The 20,428-nt window shown below is 63.2% G+C and carries 17 protein-coding genes and 2 pseudogenes; 6 read left to right on the top strand and 13 right to left on the bottom strand.

Annotated features, from left to right (window positions below; all coding sequences use genetic code 11):
- Positions 1-312: 312 nt before the first annotated feature.
- The 5 genes from AB4Z47_RS02820 to tyrS all read right to left on the bottom strand — a co-directional run bounded on the left by AB4Z47_RS02820 (position 313) and on the right by tyrS (position 7,433).
- Positions 313-1,386 carry a hypothetical protein gene (locus AB4Z47_RS02820; RefSeq protein WP_441947591.1) on the bottom strand — a complete coding sequence of 358 codons (1,074 nt, stop codon included), beginning with the start codon at positions 1,384-1,386 and terminating at the stop codon, positions 313-315.
- A complete protein-coding gene (locus AB4Z47_RS02815; protein WP_441947590.1) occupies positions 1,383-3,314 on the bottom strand; it encodes a carbamoyltransferase C-terminal domain-containing protein in 1,932 nt (643 codons plus the stop codon). Before AB4Z47_RS02815 ends, AB4Z47_RS02820 begins: the two co-directional genes overlap by 4 nt.
- Complete coding sequence (locus AB4Z47_RS02810) at positions 3,311-5,029, bottom strand: pyridoxal phosphate-dependent decarboxylase family protein (protein WP_441947589.1); 1,719 nt, start codon at positions 5,027-5,029, stop codon at positions 3,311-3,313. The genes AB4Z47_RS02815 and AB4Z47_RS02810 overlap by 4 nt, the downstream gene beginning before the upstream one ends.
- 373 nt (positions 5,030-5,402) lie before the next feature.
- Positions 5,403-6,017 carry an HAD family hydrolase gene (locus AB4Z47_RS02805; RefSeq protein ID WP_441947588.1) on the bottom strand — a complete coding sequence of 205 codons (615 nt, stop codon included), beginning with the start codon at positions 6,015-6,017 and terminating at the stop codon, positions 5,403-5,405.
- 132 nt (positions 6,018-6,149) lie between these two features.
- Entirely contained in the window at positions 6,150-7,433 is a 1,284-nt protein-coding gene (tyrS, locus tag AB4Z47_RS02800; RefSeq protein WP_441947587.1) for a tyrosine--tRNA ligase, read from the bottom strand.
- Between the two features lie 326 nt (positions 7,434-7,759).
- On the opposite strand from tyrS, the gene AB4Z47_RS02795 reads away from it, so the two are divergent.
- Positions 7,760-8,359 carry an NUDIX hydrolase gene (locus AB4Z47_RS02795; RefSeq protein WP_441947586.1) on the top strand — a complete coding sequence of 200 codons (600 nt, stop codon included), beginning with the start codon at positions 7,760-7,762 and terminating at the stop codon, positions 8,357-8,359.
- Here AB4Z47_RS02795 and AB4Z47_RS02790 read toward each other — a convergent pair.
- Both AB4Z47_RS02790 and AB4Z47_RS02785 read right to left on the bottom strand, forming a co-directional pair.
- The gene (locus AB4Z47_RS02790) at positions 8,291-9,085 is read right to left on the bottom strand and encodes a hypothetical protein (RefSeq protein WP_441947585.1); all 795 of its coding nucleotides are present in this window, start codon (positions 9,083-9,085) and stop codon (positions 8,291-8,293) included. The genes AB4Z47_RS02795 and AB4Z47_RS02790 overlap by 69 nt on opposite strands.
- 810 nt (positions 9,086-9,895) lie before the next feature.
- Complete coding sequence (locus tag AB4Z47_RS02785; RefSeq protein WP_441947584.1) at positions 9,896-10,153, bottom strand: NUDIX domain-containing protein; 258 nt, start codon at positions 10,151-10,153, stop codon at positions 9,896-9,898.
- On the opposite strand from AB4Z47_RS02785, the pseudogene AB4Z47_RS02780 reads away from it, so the two are divergent.
- Both AB4Z47_RS02780 and AB4Z47_RS02775 read left to right on the top strand, forming a co-directional pair.
- A pseudogene (locus AB4Z47_RS02780) lies at positions 10,041-10,508 on the top strand (HalD/BesD family halogenase); the annotation flags it as partial. The gene AB4Z47_RS02785 and the pseudogene AB4Z47_RS02780 sit on opposite strands and share 113 nt — an antisense overlap.
- Positions 10,509-10,533: 25 nt before the next feature.
- Complete coding sequence (locus AB4Z47_RS02775) at positions 10,534-11,346, top strand: alpha/beta hydrolase family protein (protein WP_441947583.1); 813 nt, start codon at positions 10,534-10,536, stop codon at positions 11,344-11,346.
- A gap of 507 nt (positions 11,347-11,853) precedes the next feature.
- Here the strand turns inward: AB4Z47_RS02775 and AB4Z47_RS02770 are convergent.
- The 4 genes from AB4Z47_RS02770 to AB4Z47_RS02755 all read right to left on the bottom strand — a co-directional run bounded on the left by AB4Z47_RS02770 (position 11,854) and on the right by AB4Z47_RS02755 (position 14,856).
- Positions 11,854-12,822 carry a nucleoside hydrolase gene (locus AB4Z47_RS02770; RefSeq protein WP_441947582.1) on the bottom strand — a complete coding sequence of 323 codons (969 nt, stop codon included), beginning with the start codon at positions 12,820-12,822 and terminating at the stop codon, positions 11,854-11,856.
- Positions 12,823-13,235: 413 nt separating this feature from the next.
- The gene (locus AB4Z47_RS02765; protein ID WP_441947581.1) at positions 13,236-13,409 is read right to left on the bottom strand and encodes a hypothetical protein; all 174 of its coding nucleotides are present in this window, start codon (positions 13,407-13,409) and stop codon (positions 13,236-13,238) included.
- Positions 13,406-13,945 (bottom strand): hypothetical protein, encoded by a 540-nt coding sequence (locus tag AB4Z47_RS02760; RefSeq protein ID WP_441947580.1) that lies wholly within the window; start codon positions 13,943-13,945, stop codon positions 13,406-13,408. Before AB4Z47_RS02760 ends, AB4Z47_RS02765 begins: the two co-directional genes overlap by 4 nt.
- Positions 13,942-14,856, bottom strand: a complete 915-nt coding sequence (locus AB4Z47_RS02755) for a hypothetical protein (protein ID WP_441947579.1) — start codon at positions 14,854-14,856, stop codon at positions 13,942-13,944. The genes AB4Z47_RS02760 and AB4Z47_RS02755 overlap by 4 nt, the downstream gene beginning before the upstream one ends.
- Positions 14,857-15,736: 880 nt before the next feature.
- Between AB4Z47_RS02755 and AB4Z47_RS02750 the strand changes: the two genes are divergently transcribed.
- The 3 genes and pseudogenes from AB4Z47_RS02750 to AB4Z47_RS02740 form a co-directional block, all read left to right on the top strand.
- On the top strand, positions 15,737-16,693 hold the full coding sequence (locus AB4Z47_RS02750; RefSeq protein WP_441947578.1) for a hypothetical protein: 957 nt from the start codon (positions 15,737-15,739) through the stop codon (positions 16,691-16,693).
- A gap of 10 nt (positions 16,694-16,703) precedes the next feature.
- Positions 16,704-17,201 carry a GNAT family N-acetyltransferase gene (locus AB4Z47_RS02745; protein WP_441947577.1) on the top strand — a complete coding sequence of 166 codons (498 nt, stop codon included), beginning with the start codon at positions 16,704-16,706 and terminating at the stop codon, positions 17,199-17,201.
- Positions 17,202-17,375: 174 nt separating this feature from the next.
- A pseudogene (locus tag AB4Z47_RS02740) lies at positions 17,376-17,612 on the top strand (NUDIX domain-containing protein); the annotation flags it as partial.
- Positions 17,613-17,736: 124 nt separating this feature from the next.
- On the opposite strand, the gene AB4Z47_RS02735 reads toward AB4Z47_RS02740, so the two are convergent.
- Positions 17,737-18,405 (bottom strand): GNAT family N-acetyltransferase, encoded by a 669-nt coding sequence (locus tag AB4Z47_RS02735; RefSeq protein WP_441947576.1) that lies wholly within the window; start codon positions 18,403-18,405, stop codon positions 17,737-17,739.
- Between the two features lie 551 nt (positions 18,406-18,956).
- Positions 18,957-19,868, bottom strand: coding sequence for a hypothetical protein (locus tag AB4Z47_RS02730; protein ID WP_441947575.1), 912 nt, complete (start codon positions 19,866-19,868; stop codon positions 18,957-18,959).
- Between the last annotated feature and the right edge of the window lie 560 nt (positions 19,869-20,428).

Raw genomic sequence — 20,428 nt, 5'->3', positions numbered from 1 at the left:
CTCCGGGACGCAGGTCTGGTCACCTCCGTCAGCGAGGAACCTCAACGGGTGCGAGGCGCGAGATACTTCCAGGCCCTGACCGGCACCGGTGCCTGGCCGAAACTGGCTGAGCTGTGTCTGACACTCACCGCCTTCGACCGCGAGGGGGAGCCGAGAAACCGATAACGTTGCGCCGCGTCCGACCCGTGCCCAGATTGGGAGATTCAGCCCGTCAACGGCGGAGGCTGAACCATGTTGCGGTGCAATGTGTCTGACATAGTAGAACTGTCACCGGCAGTGGCAGCTGTCGCCTGCGAGACTGTCTGGTGCTGTTTATCGAGAGCGGCAGTTTTCTCGGTCGGTTACGCAACGCAATCGGGTTAACTCATGCCCATAGTCGACCGACCGGATCGGCTCGAGCTGTTCACGTTCGAGTCGATCCAGCCAGGTTCCTTGGTAGTAGTCCTCGAAGCAGACATCGAAGTATTCTTCGGAGCCGATGGAGGGGACTGGCCCGAGATCGACCAGGATCCACCGTTTGGAGTGGTTGTCCCAAACGAAGTTTCCGGGATGAAGGTCGAGGACTAGGCCATCCTTTGCTGTGACTCCGCACAGTCTTTGGTGGAGGTCTCGTAGATCGTCGCGTTGCTGTGGTGTCAGCTCGTTTCGGTCGCGGAGGATGGTTTCGCCGTCTTGTCCGCGAACATACTCGTGAGACAACGACTGCGTGCATACGTCGTATCTGGCGTCGCGGGGGATTCTTTCACCCAGTCCTGCGCAGGCGAGGATCCGGTAGTTAGTGAATTCTTCTGCGAGGAGCACTACACGTGCAGCGTAGTTTTTGGGCAGTTTCGTCACGCGGCCATCGGGTGTCTGAACTACCTCGGCGACAGCGCCGGAGCCTAGAAGAAGGCCGGTGTGGGTGGGGTCGGTCTGCTCCGCGAGACGGTACAGGCCCATGACCATGAGCTCTGCGAGTCGGCGACCGAGGTCGGTGGGAGAGCGTGCGTGGACCTGCCATGCGTTGAATGCGTAGGTGAGCAGCGGTGGAAGGCCATTTGCATGTAGGGCAACAGCTAGGCCCAATTGTGCTTCGGCGGTGAGAGGCTGCCCGGCTACAGCGGTTCCGAGGTCGGCGAGGAGGGTGGATGATCTACGTGAATTGTGAACTGCGGGTGTGTGGCCGCTGATCTGGTTGGCGATGGCTGTCACTCGGGCGAGGGCTACTCCGGTCTTCGTGAGTTCATGTCCCTCGGACTCCCAGCGGTGTTGGCGAGCACGGTCGTCGTCGTGAATGCTGCGTCGGTAGTTCTTGATCACGGTGGCGAGGATGCGGGCCTGATCCGGTTCGTCGAACGAGGCGTAGTGCCGCAGGAGTGACTCGAGATGGTTGTCGTCCAGGCTCATGATGAACCCCTGTCCAGAGCGCCGGGGTTAGCTCTGAGATAGCATGCGGTTTTCTCGCGGATGAGTGCCGCGTCTCGGGACCGTCGAACATCGACACCGCGAAACGTTGCGGGGTTGTCGAAGAAGTAGGTGAGTTCATGGCACGTCAGCCCGAGGGGGTTCTCGACGCCGAGAACGGAATTCGGATCGGCGTCGCTAGGCGGATCGAAGAAGGACCGAAGCCGCGGTAGAGGCCCCGAATAGTCCGCTTGGGCGTCGCGAAGCCGCACCAACGTCGAGGCGTTGACGACAAGAGAACGGATTCCTTTGCCCGCCGCGAAATGTAGGGCTTCCGACAGTCGGTTCGCGATCGGCTCACCGGCGTCGTTCAGTGACGTGTTGCCGAGTACCGGGATGCTGGTCCGGCGTTTGAAAGCAGTCAGGACCTCAGCGAGTGCGGGATTTGTTCGTGAGTCAACCGATTGCACTCGCGCGCTGCGGTCCAAGTGGAGAACTCCAGGTATCGTGCGGTACGCGAGGTCGGTGGCCCGGAAGTTCAGGAGCATGAACGGCGAGTGGCGGTAGCTTTCGAAGTAGTCGTCCCCGTGCTCGTCGAGGACCAAGGGTGCGACGGGGCGCCACCACTGCCTCTGCTTGATGACATTGAGACGGTCTTTCACCTCGAGGGACCGGGGGTCGGCCAACAGCGACCTGTTCCCCAGCGCCCGAGGTCCGATTTCGGCCGGACCGTTGACCCAGGCGACGATGCCTTCTGTCGCCAGCAGTGCGGCGACCTGCCGGGCGGTAACGTCCTCGACGGACTCGACCAGCGATTCGACAGCTTTTAGTTCGGCCGCTACGTCTCCGGGTTCCTGGCCGTAATACGCCGAGTCGAATCGCGTCGCAACGTCTCCCGACCGCAGTGTCGGATAGAACGCGGCAAGCCCGGTGCCCAAGGCGATGCCACTGTCGCTCGTACACGGTGGAATCTGATAGTCCATGAACGGATACTCAGCCAGAAGCCGTGAGTTGGTCGGACAGTTCAGCGCGAACCCTCCAGCGAGAGCAAGCCGGGAGCGACCGAAGTCGGCGCCGTACTCGTGTTCGGCGCGCTCGAGGTTGCGGGCAACAACACGCAGCGACAGCTCAGAAACAATTTTCGTCACCGCGCTCACATGGTGGTCGCGTTCTGAGAGGCGCCCGTCTGCACCATTATTCGCGGACAGACCCCTGCTTCGTGCAGCGTGTACCCGGGCGTCGATTTCATCGACAATGCTTCGAGCGGACGCGCGTGCCGACAGATCGAGCAACGATGTCTGGTCGAACTCCGCGACATCGAGCTCGACCGTGCTGTCGCTGGCCGAGGCGAGGGCCATGAGCGCCCCCTCCCGAAGCCCGTACTTTTTGCTCGCATAAGACCAGAGGCGGCCCGGAGACTCACACGGGAACATACGCAGCCCGCGCTCGTCGATGACGCAGCCTGGGTAGTAGTGGCGGCCGTAGGCGTCCGGCTCGAACAGGCAATCGGGGCCGGCGTCAAGCGACATGGCCACGACCGGGCTACCGAACGGGTCGGTGGTTTGGCAGAAGATCGCGGTCATCAAGTGCGCCATACCGTGGAAGGCGAAGCCCGAGCCGAATGTGTCCTGGTAGGCCGTCGTTGTCTCGATGCCCGGCGTGCCCCAGATCTCGACTACGTCGTCGAGTCCAGCGCCTTCCTCTGCGAGGAGATGCTGGAGCAGGCGTCGTGCGGCGTCGACGTCGTAGAGGGCATGAGCATGCTGTTTGATGCCGCTCAGCCGCTCGAACTCCCAGTAGCGGCGCAGTGTCAATTGGCCGTCCGCGAGTTCCCATAGCGCTGCGCCGTGGTCGTGGCGCAGTTTGATTCGCTGCAGGTTCTTGAGGGGGCCGATGTCGAAGAAGGTGGAGAGGTAGAGCCCGTCGTTCATGCCAGACTCCCCGGTCGAAAGATCTTCGGACGTGCCTCATGCGGGCCAGCGGTGTAGACGGCTCCCGGTGCCCGTGCATCGAACTCGTCGAGCAGCTCGCCCAGTAGTAGAGCAAAGGCGACCGCTGTCTTCTCGTCGTAGAACGGGGACATCGGATACGACTTGTGCACGCCGATCTTCGCGCCGCCGACGAGCTTGTGGTAGCCCGAGGAGTAGTCACAGGCGATCGGGCAGCGTCCGCGGCTCTGTTGCTCGAAAAGGAACCGGTAGAACTCGTAGTTGTAGGTCGCCAACGATTCCAACCCCGAGCGGTCCCAGGTATCAGCGAAGACAGATGGGGTAGTCGGGTCGGGTTTGGCGACGAAGAGGACCGCGAACCCGTGGCTGTCTGTGTCGCTGAGCACCTCGAAGCGATCCAGGGCAGCCAGCTGGGCGCTGAATCGTTGCGAGGCGACGATCAGGCCGCCGATCAGCTGCTGGTAGCCCTCGACTCCGAGTAGTTTGAGGTTGACGTATGCCTCCACCGGACCAGTCATCGAGCGACTCAGTTCGAAGGTGTACTGGAACGGGGAGTGGTTGCCGAAGTGGAGATCCTCATAGGGCAGCCCTTTTCGGCCTCCGCCACCGATGGGGTGATCGGCGTCGGTGAGACCGCTCTGGCGGTAGATCTCAGATCGGTCGGCGGCAACGTACAGGCTGGATGAGTAGGCCGCGAAGCCGGTCTTATGGAAGTCGACGCCGAAAGAGTCGGCCAGTCGGATCTGTGCTATCCGCGTCGCCTGCTGGCGGATTCTCTCGAGCGTCGTGGCAGGGAAACCGCATGGGTTGGATCGGTAGTCATAGTCGCGGAAGAACAGCCAGACCCAACCGACCACCGAGTCGACGTGCACACGGGGGACATAATCGAGTCCGAGATCCTCGACCAGCGCGTCGCGCAACTCCACGATCTCGGCGATCGGGTCGACGAGCATTTGGATCGTGGTGCCTCCGTTGGCGAAGATGGTCGCAACCTGTTCACCTGATCGCACCGTCTGCCGCACGGCCTGGTCCAACGCATCGAGATCCATCGAGCCGTCTGACAGCGTCGGAACTCGCATGCAACTGGCTTCGCCGATTCCCAGCCACCCACACGCCTCCTCATGACACGGATGTCCCTGGGTCGAAGACAGAACCCGGACAGGTGTATGGATTCCCAGCCGAAGCGCGTCAGGCTGGGCTCGTTGGATGCCGTGTTTCACGGCATGGACATTGGTGCTCTTACCTCCGAAGGTGAAGATACCGCCGGACCTATCGACATCGAGCCCGGCCAATTGCGACACCATCTTGACGACGGCGAGCTCGGTGCCGAGCAGGAGTCCGCTGGACATGTCTTGGGCGCCATTCGGATTGAACAACGAAACATATGCCGCAGCCGCCACGGACGCGAGCGTCGGCGGTGGCGTCACATTGATCATCGCGCCAGGGTGGTTCCAGCGCATCATGCCCTGGAAGTAGGGAGCCAAGTCAGCCAATACCGCATCCGGCGGACTGGATGTGGCGGGAAGCGACTCATCTGCCAGGATCTGGCCGAAGGACCGCTCGTCATGTCGTTGTACCCGCGGCTCGTCGGTGTCGATGTAGCGACCGACGAGGTGATGTAGTGCCGCCAGATTCCGCTGCAGTTCGGCAACGTCGTTGTCGTCGGGGTCTTGGAAGAACTCCCGTATCGAGGGCATCACAGCTGATCACCGCCAGTCCGGCCTGCCGGATCATCCACGAGGGCAGGCCCTCTCGAAGAAGCCGATCGTGATCCGGTGCGCCGCCGATGGGGAGTCTGGTCCGATGGGAACGTGATGTGTGCGAGTCCTGCGATCCTCTCCTGATTTCGAACGGCCTGAGGAAACGCTCTATGGCACGCGATCAGGTTGGAAGGGAGGCTCGATCGCCACCTCTGCGGCAACATGCGGTGAGAAGTACTGTGCGAGTGGGGGATCGACTGGATGTCGTCGAGATTCCAGGTCATCTATTGAGGGTCGACCAGCCAGACCCACGCGGGAACGTAGCAACCGGTAGCACGCTGTCGGGACCGTCGGGTATGGCTCGGTCGTGTTACCACGCCGAAATGTGAGTCAGAGCGTCGAGCAGGCTGGCGAATGTCGGATACGGCTGCGAGACCCGCGGCTGGCCCACCAGCAGGCAGCGACAGCCCAGAGCTGCTGCGGGCTCGAGATCGAGCAGCGGGTTGTCGCCGATCACGACGGATTGCTTCGGATCGACGTCGTTGGCGAATAGGGCGCCGTAGATGCCGTCCTTGACGGAATCGGCGGAGTCGAAGACCGAGTGGAGGTCATCGATAAGCTCGGCTACCCCCAGGGCTGCCAGGACGCTCGCAGCGTGCGCGGACGGCGCGAGTGTGACAACAACCCGTCGGGTCTGACACCGAGCCAGCGCGGATTGCAGCTCTGGGTGAGGATGGAGAACCTGCGTGTAGGGCAGGTCTGTGTACACCGACTCGGCCCAGCGGCGCCGAGGGATACCGAGCTTGTCGAGCGCGTCGAGAATCGATGGGCGCTCGGCCTCGAGAACTGCCAATTCTGCAGTAGTCAGACCGGAATTCCTCTGAAGGAAGGCCGTCGTACGAGCGTCGATCAACGTGGTCAGCGCAGTGTCCGCCGGGTAGATCGTGCTGTCGAGATCTAAGACAAGTGTTTTGAAGGGAGCCATTCGCCGTCCTTGCCACCCACATTCCTTTGCGCCAGCCGTGGTGCGAGTTCTGCGCACACCACTACCGACCGTCGCGAATACAACGGGCCTACAGCTGCCGGTAGTGGTGCAGCAGATGAGATCGGCGCGCAGTCAGACGATCTCGACTACCGCCAGCGATTTACGCCCACGGCGCAACAGGATCCACCGATCGTGAAGTAGATCGTTCTTGTCGACAATCGCGTCGACTGCGGCAACCTTCGTGTTGTTCACATAGGCTCCACCTTCTGCGACCGCACGCCGTGCAGCCGACCTGCTCGCAACAAGACCTGTTGCAGCGAACAAATCGACAACATCGTGCGCTCCAGCAGAGACCGAGGCCGAGGGAAGCTCCCGGACCGCGTCCTGCAACGTCGCAGCGTCCAGTGCGGCAAGGTCGCCGCCGCCGAACAGTGCTTGGCTTGCTGCCCGTACGCGAAGCATGGCGTCCTTGCCGTGCACCAGCGTCGTGACATCTTCTGCCAGGGCGCGTTGGGCTTCGCGTAGTGCCGGCCGTTCGCGAGCCGCCTGCTCGAGTGCTTCGATCTCGCTACGCTCTCGGAAGGTGAAAATCTTGAGGTAGTCGCCGACTTTGGTGTCCTCGGCGTTGAGCCAGAACTGATAGAAGGCGTAGGGCGAGGTCATCTCGGCGTCGAGCCAAATCGCGCCTCCCTCTGTCTTCCCGAACTTTGTCCCATCGGCTTTGGTGACCAGCGGCGTCGCCAACGCGTGCACACTGACACCCTCGACTCGGTGGGTCAGGTCCGCACCGGCGGTCAGGTTGCCCCACTGGTCCGAACCTCCGGTCTGCAGTGAGCAGCCGTACCGCGTGTACAGCTGGTAGAAGTCCATACCTTGGAGGAGCTGGTAAGAGAACTCCGTGAAGCTGATCCCCGCCTCGCTGCCCAGCCGCGCCGAAACGGCCTCTTTGGCGAGCATGCGATTTATTCGGAAGTGCTTGCCCACGTCTCGCAGAAAGTCGATTGCCGACATCGGGGACGTCCAATCGAGGTTGTTCACGACCTGTGCCGCGTTTTCGCCCTCGAAGGACAGGTAACGCTCGACTTGTGTACGGATCCGCTCGACCCAGTCAGCCACCGTCTCGCGGTCGTTGAGTACGCGCTCCCCGGACATCCGGGGGTCGCCGATGAGGCCAGTCGCGCCGCCGACGAGCGCGATCGGCTTGTGTCCGAAGTCCTGGAGCCTACGCATTGTGAGGAGTTGGACGAGGTTGCCCATATGCAAGCTCGGTGCGGTCGGATCGAAACCGCAGTAATACGTCACCGGGCCCGCCGCTAGCGAGGCGCGCAGCGCCTCCTCGTCGGTGGACAGTGCGACGAGTCCTCGCCAGGAGAGCTCGTCAAGGGCGTTGACCCGGGTCTGCGTCACGACTGCCATGTCCTTCCTGCATCAGGCCCGCTCGTGCGGACCGTGGATCGAAGAGTGCTACGCCCACAAACAGCGGCGAAGGGGCTTGTTGCGGGAGCTGGCCAGCCATGCCCCGACAACTGTGAGCTGCGGATGACAAGCCGAGGGTCGAGTGTAGTGCTAGCCGAGGGGCCTGACAGTGCTGTCATGGCTCGTGGTGGTGCACTCGCCACCATGATGACCAGCTCGCGTGCCGTCGTAGGAATGAAATTTGTCGAACATGCCTTCAGCATCGGCGACATGTCGCTCACGCGGAACGTAGCAACAGGTAGCGCGACCCCCGTAGCGTGGAAAGCATGATCGAGCCGCCGCAGACCCAAGTACACAGCGAGCGGACCGTATATGACGGAAAGCCATGGCTGACCGTGACCCGCAACGAAATCACCACCCCAGACGGTATCCACCGATCCCACCACGCGATTCGTCTGAACACCGTGGCCACGGTGACCACGATCGATGAGTACGGACGCGCACTTCTCATGCGCCGCCATCGTTGGATCGTCGGTACGGTGGGCTTGGAATCGCCAGGCGGGATCGTCGATCCCGGGGAGAACCCGATCGTGTGCGCACACCGAGAACTCTTGGAAGAGACAGGGTTTGAAGCCGGGGATCTCGAACTCGTGGCCGATCTCGAACCTATGCCAGGTCTAGTACAGACCCGCCATTTCGTCTACATCGGGTGTGATGCACGCCAGGTTGCGTCGCCGACCGACGCGGAAGAGGCTGCCGAACTACTGTGGATCCCACTCAGTGCCACGGCCGAGCTGCTGGCCAAGGGGGCGCTGCTCGGTACCGGCACTGCTGTCGGAATGTTGGCGGCGGCTGCTCTATACGGCGACAGGGTTGCTGGCGACTCGCCTGGTCAGCAAGTCGTGTCGGCGCTTGAGTCGCCCTGAGCCGAGCCGCGTGATCCGAGGTGTCGCCACGCTGAGAAGGTTTTCCGCTTCGTCGAGTTCGCCGATGCCCAGGGCGCCCTCGGCCAGATCCAGGAGCTGAGCGGACTGGGCGCGAACGAATTCCGCCGGCAGTTCATCGAAGGCAGAACGACAAACCTTGGACCCCGCAGGGTCGCCAAGGCGGACGAGGACATGCCCCTGCCAACGCTGCAAATGCACTGCGTCGAGCGAAATGAAGGGGAGCTCAACTTCATCACCAGGCCGCGAGTGGGCAAGATCGGCCTCAGCGCACGCGAGCGCGGCACGCGCGATGGATGCGTTACCTGGAGTCGCTGCGGCAACCTGTGCCCGGGTTGCCGACAACCAGCATCGAAGCAGCGGCGGAAGCCCAGGAAACGCCTCAGCGAAATTCACCTGTGTCAAGGCGACAGTGGCATGGCCGGTTTCCGCGAGAAGGATGGCATGCTCACCGATGGCATGCGCCAGCATGATCGGATCTCCCGCCCGGGACGCGGCCCGCCGCGCTCTTGCGTAATGCTTGGATGCGCTCGCCTGGTTGCCGACATCGAGATCCTGCCACGCCGCCAACGCGGCAGTATCGGACTGCGCCCGAGCGATGCTGCGTCTGTCGCTACCGTTTGCAGTTCGCCACATCGTCTCGAGCGCGGCGACATGGCTGGCGGTCTGGATGCGGACGGCGGGAGCGCCGAGGCGGCGGTCCAGCAATCGGAGACTGTTCGTGTGATTGGTCAACGCCGCGAACAACGAGTCATCGTCTGGACCATCGAAGGTAGGAATGCTGGGAGCTGCATCATCCGGTGCGATTTCGAGGACCCGGCTCAGAAGGTCGCTGTGGATGTGGTCGGGCGCAATATGCCCGTTCTCCCAACGTGACAGCGCGACACGAAGGCTGGTGGGACTCATCAGCGTGATTCGGTCACGAACGGCTTGGGCTTGCATCGCGCTGATCAACCGCGTCTGTGACCAGCCACGTGCCTTCCGCGCAGAACGAATCAGACTGCTATCTATCCTCAACACCCCCTCCGAACATCGCGTGCACTCGCACGGCGCTGCTCCCCCGACAGGGTCGGTGCCTGACGTCGTTGCTGGCTGATGCGCTGCGATCGATGTTGACCTACTGTCGCTGATCGGCAGATACGAATGACGCGGAGCCACGGACTACCCCGATGAATGGTCCGTTGCCTCGGCATTCTATGGTAAGCGGACTGTCAAAGCTTGAAAACTCCACCGAGGCAATCGAAACCGGCGAATTGATCGCAGATGTGCACCGTTCGAATCAACACGTGGTCCAGCCTGTGGCCCACTGCAAGCATCGCACGGAGCCTCGACAGGCGAATCAGCTGCGCGAGAACCGTTGCCGCACGGCGCGGGCAACAGTTGACCTGCCGCTGCCGGAGTTCTCCCGCATCACAACAGCACGCTCATTCCAGCGTCTGTGGCATCAGGATGCCGTCGAGCTTCCGGACATCGCGGTAGGTGCGGCACGGTCGCAGGCAGCCCGTACGGATCCCACCATCATCCGCCGTCGAACGCGACGGGATCGAGTGGGTAGTGGCGAGCGCGGTTGCCGCAGATCACGTGCCACAGCGAGATATCGACATGGCTTCCGGTCTGGCCGACGGTGGTGGTGCAGGTGAGGAACAGCGGTTGCTCGTCCACTATGTCGAAGACTAGATCGATGCCGGGCTCCTCACCGGTTTCGCGACGCGCGGCGCTCAGCGGGTGCTCGCCAGGCTCGACATGCCCACCCGTCGGCAGGTGCAGCCTCGCCATGCAATGCAGTCCCCCTGCCCGTCACATGTGGTCTTGTGACACGCACGGTTGGCATTGGGATGATTACAGTTTCGCGCTGGTGTGGGTTGCCGAGTGCCCGGCGCCGGTGGATGGAAGGTTTGTGGAGTGCGTGCCTGACACCGTGTGGGATAAGCGGCAGCCGGATGTAGCGCAGATCGTGCAGTCTTATCGAGGCTGTCGGCTGGAGCTTGGGGCGGGGGATGTGTATGTGATGCGGACGAACACGACGCTGCACCGGGTGGCTCCGATTCGCCGGGGCCGCCGCACGATTGTGAATATGGCGTTCGCTTCGGCGGACGAATTGTCCCGGCCGGTGTCACACGAGACCATGGATGCCCTGTGGGCACAAGGTATTGCGAGTGAGGGGACCCGAGGAAGTGCAGCGTATCGAGTTGACGTCTGTAGACGGTGTCCGGTTGGAGGCTGTGGTGGATCGGACTGCCGTAACCCCGGCCCTCGGGTCGGTGTTGTTGGTCCACGGGATCACGGTGGACTTGGACGAGGGCGGTCAGATGTTCGTGCGGCTCGCGCAGCGGCTGACGTCGGCGGGGTTCGATGTGCTGCGGTTCTCCTTTCGCGGGCACGGAGCCAGCGGTGGAACCCAGGAAGGTGTGACCGTCGCGGGGGAGTGCCTGGATCTGCAAGCCGCGGTCAACTACGCACGCGAACAATTCCCTCGGCAAGCGTTGTCGATTGTCGCGGCTAGTTTCGGGGCTGTGTCGACGGCACTGTCACTATCGTGGCTGGGGGCTGGCTTGCATCGGTTGGTGCTGTGGAGCCCGGTGCTGGACTTGGGGCACACGTTTCTGGACCCTCGGTTGGCGTGGGGGGTGGAGAACTTCGGGCCCGAGCAGCGGAAGTGCTTGCAGGACAAAGGTTTCTTGCTCGTGGACGGGGATTTCCGGCTCGGTCGTGTGATGTTCGGTGAGTTCGCGCGGTACTCGCCGCGTGAGGAGTTCCTGGCAAGTGCGGTCCCTGCGTTGATTGTGCACGGCGATCGCGACAGCGCCGTGTCCTACGAGATCGCCGCCGAAACGGCCCGAGCCCGGCAGGTCACGACCCTGCACACGGTCGTCGGGTCTGATCATGGGTTCGATTCACGGGAGCGGGAGGACGAAGCGATCGGGATGACGGTCGATTGGCTGGCCGAGCAGTGCGCTGTGATCCATTGAGGTTGGCTCGGTTGTACGCACCGGTCCGATTCGGTGCCGCGGTGGCGGTGGGGGAGCACTGCGTTCTGGGGTGTCCGAAGGAGTCCCGTATCCGCGATGCACAGCGTGGGCAGTCCTCGGTTGGTGAGCCGGTTGTCATCGGGGATCGCTGTCTGGTGTTCAACCAGGTCGTCGTCCAGGAAGGCACTGTTCTCGGGGACGATTGCGTCGTGGAGGACCGGGCGCGGATCGGATATGGCTGTGACCGACATCCAACCCGGACAACAGTGGCCGAACCTGTTGTGAATGTGCCGGGGTCGTGTCCGGGAGCGACCGAGCGGTGTCGCCTCTATCGGGATCAGTCGCCGCGTGACGAAGGTGGCGCGGTGTCCTCGCGGTCAGTTCCGTAGTCGATGGGCATGTCGTGGGAGGTGATGCATGCGCGTCGACAGGCGAGGGTGGCGATTGTGTCGTAGGTAGCACGGCCGCGTTCGAGTAGACCAAGGCCGTGAGGGTGGCGCGAAATGGTCATGGCGTCGTTGGGTTCCGTATCGAGGTCGCTGGGCGGGGATCCGTCTGGTAAGGCACATCAGGGCGTCGACGGGGTGAGGGCAGCAGTTCGGCGAGCCACGTGAGGGCGGCGGGGTAGTCGATGCGGGTGGAGACTTCGATGGCGCGTCCGGCGGGGTCGCGGTAGATGCGGCCGTCTTTGGCGATTCGCACTGTTTCGGTGCTGAACTCGATGGCGGGGACTGCGAGGGCGGCGGCGAGGGTGACCGGGTCGTTCATCCAACTGGAGGGTCGGTGGTCAAACCAGCGAGTGGCGTTGGCGGCGATGAGTTCGACTTCCGGCGGTGCGTCGAGGGCGGTCAGCCAGGCGTAGAGGTCGGAGTCGGGGGTGACGGCGAGTTCCTCGACGTTGGTGTGGGTGGACAGCACGCAGCGTGGCCGGCGGGCGGCGCGCAGCACGAGCCCGAAGGAGGAAGGGTCCCTGCGCGGGTTGTGGGACGCTCGGCTGGGGTTACGGTAGTTGTCGAGCCAGCCGCCCATCATGGTGAACTCGATCTGATCGATGTGGTGTGGGCAGGTGATGAAGAACTCGGCGACGTTGGTCGCGGGACCTAGTCCGACCCAGATCAGCGGTTGTGTTGAGTTCTCGCACGCGGTGGACACGACCTCCACGAGGTCAGTGAGTACCGGCCGGGTGTGGGGAAGAAGTCCGTGCATGACGAACCGGTCCTCGGCGCCGTCGAGTGTGCGGCCGGCGACCACCGGCACGTCGGGGCGGTCCATCTGGTCGAGCAGCGCGCGGGCATACCGGGCGCGTTGGTTGTTGTTGGTTTCGTCGTTGGTGACCACGATCAAGTTGCGAACCGACTGGGCTGCAATCCATAGGGCGAGAGCATCGTCGAGGTCGTGGCCGATGTCGGTGTCGAACACCATGGTGGGTGCTGTAGCGGCGGCGAATGCTGATGAGATCAGGAGTTCAGCGGTCACGGGATTCCTTCAGGGGGACGGCCTTCCCAGTGGATGGGAGGCTTGTTGTGGTGGGGTCGAGGGGTAGGCGGGGATTGGGGCGGGCAGATGGTGGCGCCGTCGCCGCTGTCGGCGGTTACGACTCGCACGAATGCGGCCCTGGTGGTGAGAAGCCGTTGGCTGTGGGGGAGGTGGGCGTTGTCGGGTACGACGATCAGCCAGACGTCTGGCTCACGGGCGGCGTGGCGGGTCGACGCCGCGACGGTGCCGCTATGGGTGGCGAGGTCGAGGCGCTCCGCCCCAGAGGTAACCCCAAATCTCGGCGCGCCCGCGTATCACCGCACCGAGCCGGGCGAGGGTGGCATGGGGTGACAGATGACGGTATGCGCGTAGCCGAGCGCGATCGGGGGTGGTTTTGCGTTGGGGTAAGAACCTCACAACGCTCTCCGGGCGTAGCGGCCTGCTCGATCAGCGCGCAGAGTTGTCGGTTTGTGCTGTGCGGGCAGCCATAAGGCGAAGTGCGTGAACCATTCCTTGGCCTGTGGCAGCCCGGCCAGACTCGGGACATCCGAGTCCACCAGCGGTGTTACTCCTGTTCTGATGGTCATTGTGTTGGGCCGATCCCGCGCCATCCCAGTGGCAGCTCGACACGGCGCGCGTGAATATCGGCCAAGAGATCGGCATAGCCTTCGCGGACTTGGCCGAGGTGGAACCAGGCTTCGTGACGCAACTGCTCGTCGTCGGTGCGCCGAACGGTCCACCAGGCTTGGGTGAAGGTCTTGGCCACGTGGCTGATCACTTCCCCGAGGGAGTGGGTGTGCTTGCGAGCGCCGGTCGGGCGCGGCAGATGAAACGCCGCCCACGAATCGATCTGCTCGACCACGCCTGCGATCTGCCTGCGCACGGCCGCTTCGTCGAAATCCGGCGGGTGTCGCGGTGAATCCAAGTAGCCGGGCAGCCGCGCGGCGTGCAGATCACCGAGCTCGCGCGCCCAACCGATCAACGGCGAGTCGTGGTTGAGATGCCCGGAGATCGCAGACAGCAACTGTTCGGGCGCCAACAGTGCTGCTGAACCGGACCTGCCGTTCCCGACACGTTGTGTTGACACCGGCATCACCCGGTTCAGCTGCGTCGCGCCGCTCACGACCGCGCACCTGGGCATGCGGCGGGCAGAGCAGCTGTGGGTGGCGTGTACTGCGAGGACAGCGTGCAGCGGGTGATCGTGCGGCCTCGATCGGTGAATCGTTCGGTGTGCGCGCACAGTTCTGTCAGCGTCTCGGCCGGTTCGTCGTCGCGGAGGCGGGTTTCCTCGAGCTCGACCACCAGGAGTCCGTCGTCGTGCTGAACCAGGCGGATGACACTGTCTTCGCCACCCGGTCCGAACCCGAGCTCGCCTGGCGCCTTGGCTGTGGCCTTGGCGTCGTCGGCCAACGCCATATACAACGTGTCCACGGCGTCCATCACCTGTGGCCAGCCCCGACGGGTCAGCTCGGAGACCATGTCGAACCGGGTCACCGTGGGGATTGCACCCATGTGTGATTCCACGAGCACGCGCTCGCCCTGGCGCCGCCGGTCAGGCGCGGTGTCCTTCATCCGGCCGACCTCCGCAAGGTTCATGGGGGCGTCAGCGTCCAGGAAGTAGATGTGCGCCTGCGGCATTCGCGTGAGCCGCTGTATCACGGCGCTGCCGGACGGTCCGAGGCTGGTGAGATGGACCCGAGACGGCACGATGAGATGGCCACCGCCACGGCCCTCGATCTCCTCCATCGCTTGCCATAGCTTCTGTGTGCGAGGCGAATCGGCGTCGAACACTCGCGCCAGATCGAGGTCCCAAGACTGCGCCACCTGCTCTAACCGCCACATGACCGCTGCGGCGGGATCGCGGCGATCGGCTTCCTCGAGCATTGTCCGCAAGACTCGCTCGGGTGCGGTCGGTTCGATGATGACCTGGCCCGGGCCGAACGAGAAGTACGTCGCGTACTCGTGCATGGCGCGGTGGACCGCATCACGCGCCTGATCGGACAGCAATTCTGAACGGGCGTATCCGAACCACATCTCAGCGATCCTCGCTCTGTGAGTGCTGAGGGTCGCAGTCCACGCCAAATGGGAGCGAGGAGTGTCGAGGAGTCGTCCACGACCTCGATCCCGGTGCACGTGCGGCGTTTACACGTGCGTCGGTCGACAGTTGCACAATTCACCTCCTCGCCCGCGGTGCCGTTGGCAAGAGGCTCCGTGGGCGTATCTGAGTTACTGGGCCGGACCAATCGCAGTCGGGGAAGTTCCTTGGCGGTTCGGACGGCGGCGATCTGGCTGTCTGCCTGGAGTTTCTGAACCTTGCTGCGTACCGGTTGTTCTCAGAACAGCCCAGTCGGGATGCGTGCGCTAGCACTCGTCGTGTCGTACATCGCCGAAAGGGCGTTGAGGAGTGGAGTATTTTGTCGACTTTTGGCTGAGGTCTTGATGATCTCTACTGAGAAGGCAAGCGTTCACTACCATCACAGGAATGAGCGAAAAGCGCTCCAACGAAGAACTTCGTCGACTTCTCAACGAAATCGGCTGGTCGCCCTATGAGCTGGCCCGGGCGGTTAATCGCGTGGTTGCACCCGACCGCCGAGTACATGCCAAGACTCCATTCGCTTGGCGCGATCGAGGTACGGTGCCCCGGGATCCGCTGCCAGCAGTCGTGGCCGGCATCCTCACCGAGTCACGCGGAGAGATCGTCACCGCAGATCAACTGTGGCCCGGTAGAAACCACGGAACCGAGGTCTGGCTTCCCGCGCTTTCAGGTGTTGTCGATGGGCCATGGGCGCCGGAAGGCACACTGGCCTTGCTGAACGAGTGCAGGGTCGGGAGCGAGGCCCGTACGTTCTTCGCAGTCTCGGGCAGCGAGCTGACCTCGGTCGCTGAGTCCTGGGCCTCATCCACGCATGCACTCATGTCGGACCGGACCCGCCCCAAATACGCGGGGGGTATAACGCCGGACCTCATCGCCTACCTGGAGCAAGACCTGCTGCAGTTGCGGCGGTTGGACGACGGGCACGGCGGTGAACTGGTCTTGCGCACAGTGACTCACCGACTGAGTCTGGCGATCGATCTGCTGGCCGACTCCTCATACAAGGCCGGCATCGGCAGACGTCTGCTGTCTGCGGTCGGCCAAATGGCGCAGCTGGCAGGATGGCTGGGATTCGATCTGGGACGCCACGGATTCGCGCAGCGGATGTATCTGCTCGGCCTTCGAGCCGCGGCTGCGTCCGGCGACCGCCAGCTCGGTGCACTCATTCTGAGCTGTATCGCTTTCCAACAGACGTGGCGGAATCGACCGCATGACGCTGTAGCGATCATGAGCACTGTCACCCAAAAGCTTCGAGGCGCGGCAACTCCGCGAGTGGCGGCGTTGATCGCGATGCGCGAGGCCCGTGCCTTCGCTACCACGGGCATGCCACACGAAACATCAGCCGCGCTCGAACGCGCGCACGGCGCCCTCGCACGAGGCCCACACGAAGATGATCCCGCGTGGACTTACTGGATGGACGAAACAGTGCTTACGAGTGAGGCGGGTCGCTGCTACTTGCACCTTGGAGATACCCAGCGGGCGGAAACCGAGCTCGCCAAGGGCCTGGCTCAACTCGGAGATGATGCCTCTCGCGATCGCGTCCTGTACGGGCTGTCGCTGTCACTGGCACATGCCCGTGGCACAGCCGGGCGACAAGATCTTGAATTGGCCTGCTACGAAGCGGGTCAAGTTCTGCCGATGCTGCCAAAGGTCGGATCGGTACGCTGCCGCAATCTCATAGAGATGATCAGGACCGAACTGCACCCCCATCGTTCGACTGCTTCGGTGCAAGATTTCCTCGGAGGCTTCGAGGCGTCGATGTCCGTGCCCATATGCTAAGCCTGTTGATATGCAGTCTTCACCGGCATCGTCGCAGACAGTCGTGCTGCTCATCGTGCGATACGAGTCTCCGGACGCGGAAATCCTGATCGAGAAGGCAAGCGCCTTCAACGCCGAGCTTTACGGTCATCCGGACCAGACGCCTGTGTCGCCGGAGGAGTTCGATCCTGAACATGGTGGTGTATTCCTACTTGCCTACGTCGCAGGCACACCCGTCGCATGTGGAGGTTTCAGGAGACATCTCGATGACCCGACCGGCGCCACAGCCGAGATCAAGCGTATGTACGTCGAGCCGCACCTTCGCCGCAGCGGCATCGCGCGTCGTGTACTAGCACGGTTGGAAAACGATGCCCGCACGGCGGGCTACGAGGCCGCAATCCTCGACTGCGGCAGCAAGCAGGCCGCTGCGCACGCCCTGTACGAGAGCTGCGGATATACGCGGACAACCAGCTTCTCTATCTACAAGGACAAACCTGGTAACCGGGCGTATCTTAAGCGAATCGTCTGACGTTTGCGATCGTGTGACCTGATGACTGAATCTGCCGAGGGCAGGTCCGATCCTCGCGTTGGGTGCGCAGGTCGTGACGTGGTGCAGGTGGCCGCTGATCCATTGAAAGCGATGGTTGCCGGTGAGCCTCTCCGCACTGCTGGCGGCGGTGTGTAGAACGCGCGGCGCGTCCAGATGTATGCGGGAAGGATTGCCGCCATGCCCGAGAAGGCCGTCCGGGACAAGGTCTTGTGCTACATCGTCCGCAACGGCAAGCTACTCGTCTTCCGGCACACCGACTATTCCTGGGAGGAGGTCGGTGTCCAGGTGCCCGCGGGCACCATCCGCGCCGGAGAGGCTCCTGAGGCGGCAGCCCTTCGCGAGGCCGGCGAGGAAACCGGGCTGAGCAACTTCGTGATCCGGCGCAAGCTCGGCGAAGCCGAATACGACATCAGCCCATACCGTTTCGAGATCCAACACCGGCACTTCTTCGAGCTCGAACTGCGTGCGGAAACCCCGAGCGGTGGCTCAGCCGGGAAGACCACGACGGCGAGGGTCAACCGACGAAGTTCGAATGCTTCTGGATACCTTTGGAAGCCGCGCATGTCCTGCAATCAGGGCAGGGCGCGCTGCTCGGTCGACTCATCGACTGAGCCACATGGACGTCGTCCAGGTTCTGGCTACCGGTCGAAAACGTATCCCGCCCTGATCGGTTGTCTAGGTCGATCCAGTACTGACAGATCCCGTCGGCGGTAACGGCGGCGAGCTGTCCAGCACATGCCTCGATCACTCGCCGCGATCCGATGTTGTCCTGCCAGCACGTCAGCCGGGCGCTCGCGATGCCGAGATCCTTTGCCTTAACCAACGTCTGGCGAAGGATCTCGGTGGCGTAACCGCGACGACGGTGCAGTGGCGCGACCGTGTAGCCCACGTGTCCACCCCAGCGCATCAGTTCATCGCTGAGGGTGTGCCTGATATCGGAGCTGCCGACGAACTCTCCGTCGACCTCAGCGATCAGGAATGTGTAGGGCACTATTCCCGGCGGCAGGCCGACGCCAGCCGAAGCATTCTGCTGCACTACCAGGTAGTCATCCCACCGCATCCCGGCCTGATAGTCCTTGGCGAGTGTCCGCCCGTCAGCGGTGAGCGCTGAGCGAAGGGCCAAGAAGGGACGCTCGTCCCGCGTCCCCAGTGCCCGCACCGTGAGCCCATCCACTTCGGTCATCGTAGTCAGCTCGGCCGGTCGATCGAGTCGGGGGTGTCAGGCCGTCGACGTCCTCGAAGACTGTGGTCAGCCATCCCTCGGTGTCGATAGTGAATTGCACCGGCGGTGTCGGGACAGTGGGTGGCAGCCGAGCCGCAGCCTCGGACTCGGTGCGGTACATCCCGGCGAGGGAGTCGTCGCTGTTGATGGCCTTCGCGAAAACCTTTCGGCCATCCTGCAATTCCAACCGCGCCGCCATCCAATGGCTGAACCTGCCCAACTGGCTGAGCGCTGAGTGGACCTGACTGCCCAGGCGGCGCTCGATCGCGCCGCGCACGGGTTGCGGCAGATCGTTCCATACGATCCGTTCGCGGTTTCCTCTGCGCCGACCACCGCACCATCCTGGCGCTCGAGCGCTGGGTTTCTCCAGTCGTTCTCAAGATGCGTGACGCTGTGAGGCTACTGCGGGATCACCACGTCCGACATGCCTCCCCTGGAAAGCCAGTGCCGCGCGTCCTCGCGACGACAGCGAATCCTGTCGGTCATGGTTTCCCTGTTCCTGAGCTGAGTTGTCAGGCGCCGTTTCCTGGTCCGGGACCGGGTGGCGTGCCGAGGGTGTTGATGAGGTCTTCGAAGGCTTCGCTCGGGAAGATGCCCACACCGTCGTCGGTGGAAATGGTGCGGGCAGCCAGATCAAGGGAACCGTTATGCCATCGGTACAGCCACGGGCTGACCGGCCACGGCTCGTCGGCGTGGACCATCTGGCCGAGCCGTGCCAGGACCGCCGCCGCGCGCAGCACGTCGAGGTCGGTGATCGGATAGCAGAACATCACCCGCTTGGACGGAACGATGACGAGCGCACCGGCCGGCCCGACGACCGGATAGGTGTCCAGCCACCGAATGTGCGCGGTGAGGTACTCGGGGCCGATCAATCTGGTGATCGCCAGGCCCTGGGCCATGGGAACACCGTCCAACGGCATCGTATCGACGTCCACACCACCGTCGGCGCGGACGTTGTCCTCGGCGAGGCGAAATAGCTCGGCTTCGGTGGTCGGCCAGTGCTCGATCCAGCTGCGTTGGACGGGGGCGACGGTGTGGACCCGGTCGATGAGTAGGCGTTGGACCAGTCCGGGTGCGATCGCCCGGCAGACCAAGTTGTCCTCATCGCCGCTGTCGGGATACACCCTGGTCCTGATCAGTGCGCGCACCGGTAGGAAGTCGGTGACGTCCACGGGCGATTGCCGCTCCACGGCAAGCGTCGCGATGACGGTGCTCATGTGATCGCTGATGAGCCCGAACCACTGGTCGAGTGGCTCCGGCGCGGTGAGCCGCCGCAGGTGGGTCAGGGAGATGGTGGCTTCGCCGTCGGGCCCGGACACAAGAACATCGTCGGCACCAGCGTCGTGGCAGCTGTATCCGTATTCGTTGGCAGCGGTGAACAGCATCGCCTTGCGTAGCCGATCATCGACATCGTCGTCCCGCATCGGACACCACCCCTTCTTGTTGAACTATTCCGGGCACGCCCGCCACGGTCGCTCGATCCGATTCACAACCCGGACATATAAGCGCCGTGACACATTTGTGGCCATTGAAGGACAGTTCTCCCGTAGGCGTGTTTCGGTCGCCGTCGATGACCAACCTCGTCTTCCCCCAGGCTCATGCGGAAGCACCGAAATCAGCGCCATCACAACACGATATGCCTGGCGTCCGACACCAACGGCCGGTCTGCAAATACGGGGCCGGTCAGCGTGGGCCGCGACGGTGACCCCCGACCTGTAGTGTCTCACTGTCCGATGCCCGACCGAGCGATTCGCCGGCACGGAGGCTGATCGTCAGGCCTGGTGGCCATGGTCCGTTCATTCGCTCGGCGACCCGAGCCACCGCGCTCTGTACATCGATTACAACCGGCAGTCTGTTGTCGCGACGCACCGTAGACGGCGGGGTTCGGACCCGTTGTCGACAGCCGTACGGCTTCCGGTGTCGAGAGTCCCGAACAGGTTGTGGTCGTCGCGAGTAAACGGCGCTGCCAAGGAAGTGATCAACA

This window comes from Nocardia sp. 2TAF39 (assembly GCF_052114905.1).
Lineage (GTDB): Bacteria > Actinomycetota > Actinomycetes > Mycobacteriales > Mycobacteriaceae > Nocardia.
This window is presented reverse-complemented; position numbering and strand designations above follow the sequence as displayed.

Coding starts and splice junctions, on each gene's coding strand:
- AB4Z47_RS02820 (WP_441947591.1), bottom strand. CDS start 1,386: ATGAGCCTGGACGACAACCATCTCGAGTCACTCCTGCGGCACTACGCC.
- AB4Z47_RS02815 (WP_441947590.1), bottom strand. CDS start 3,314: ATGAACGACGGGCTCTACCTCTCCACCTTCTTCGACATCGGCCCCCTC.
- AB4Z47_RS02810 (WP_441947589.1), bottom strand. CDS start 5,029: ATGCCCTCGATACGGGAGTTCTTCCAAGACCCCGACGACAACGACGTT.
- AB4Z47_RS02805 (WP_441947588.1), bottom strand. CDS start 6,017: ATGGCTCCCTTCAAAACACTTGTCTTAGATCTCGACAGCACGATCTAC.
- tyrS (WP_441947587.1), bottom strand. CDS start 7,433: ATGGCAGTCGTGACGCAGACCCGGGTCAACGCCCTTGACGAGCTCTCC.
- AB4Z47_RS02795 (WP_441947586.1), top strand. CDS start 7,760: ATGATCGAGCCGCCGCAGACCCAAGTACACAGCGAGCGGACCGTATAT.
- AB4Z47_RS02785 (WP_441947584.1), bottom strand. CDS start 10,153: ATGGCGAGGCTGCACCTGCCGACGGGTGGGCATGTCGAGCCTGGCGAG.
- AB4Z47_RS02765 (WP_441947581.1), bottom strand. CDS start 13,409: ATGACCATCAGAACAGGAGTAACACCGCTGGTGGACTCGGATGTCCCG.
- AB4Z47_RS02755 (WP_441947579.1), bottom strand. CDS start 14,856: ATGTGGTTCGGATACGCCCGTTCAGAATTGCTGTCCGATCAGGCGCGT.
- AB4Z47_RS02750 (WP_441947578.1), top strand. CDS start 15,737: ATGTCGGACCGGACCCGCCCCAAATACGCGGGGGGTATAACGCCGGAC.
- AB4Z47_RS02745 (WP_441947577.1), top strand. CDS start 16,704: ATGCAGTCTTCACCGGCATCGTCGCAGACAGTCGTGCTGCTCATCGTG.
- AB4Z47_RS02735 (WP_441947576.1), bottom strand. CDS start 18,405: ATGACCGAAGTGGATGGGCTCACGGTGCGGGCACTGGGGACGCGGGAC.
- AB4Z47_RS02730 (WP_441947575.1), bottom strand. CDS start 19,868: ATGCGGGACGACGATGTCGATGATCGGCTACGCAAGGCGATGCTGTTC.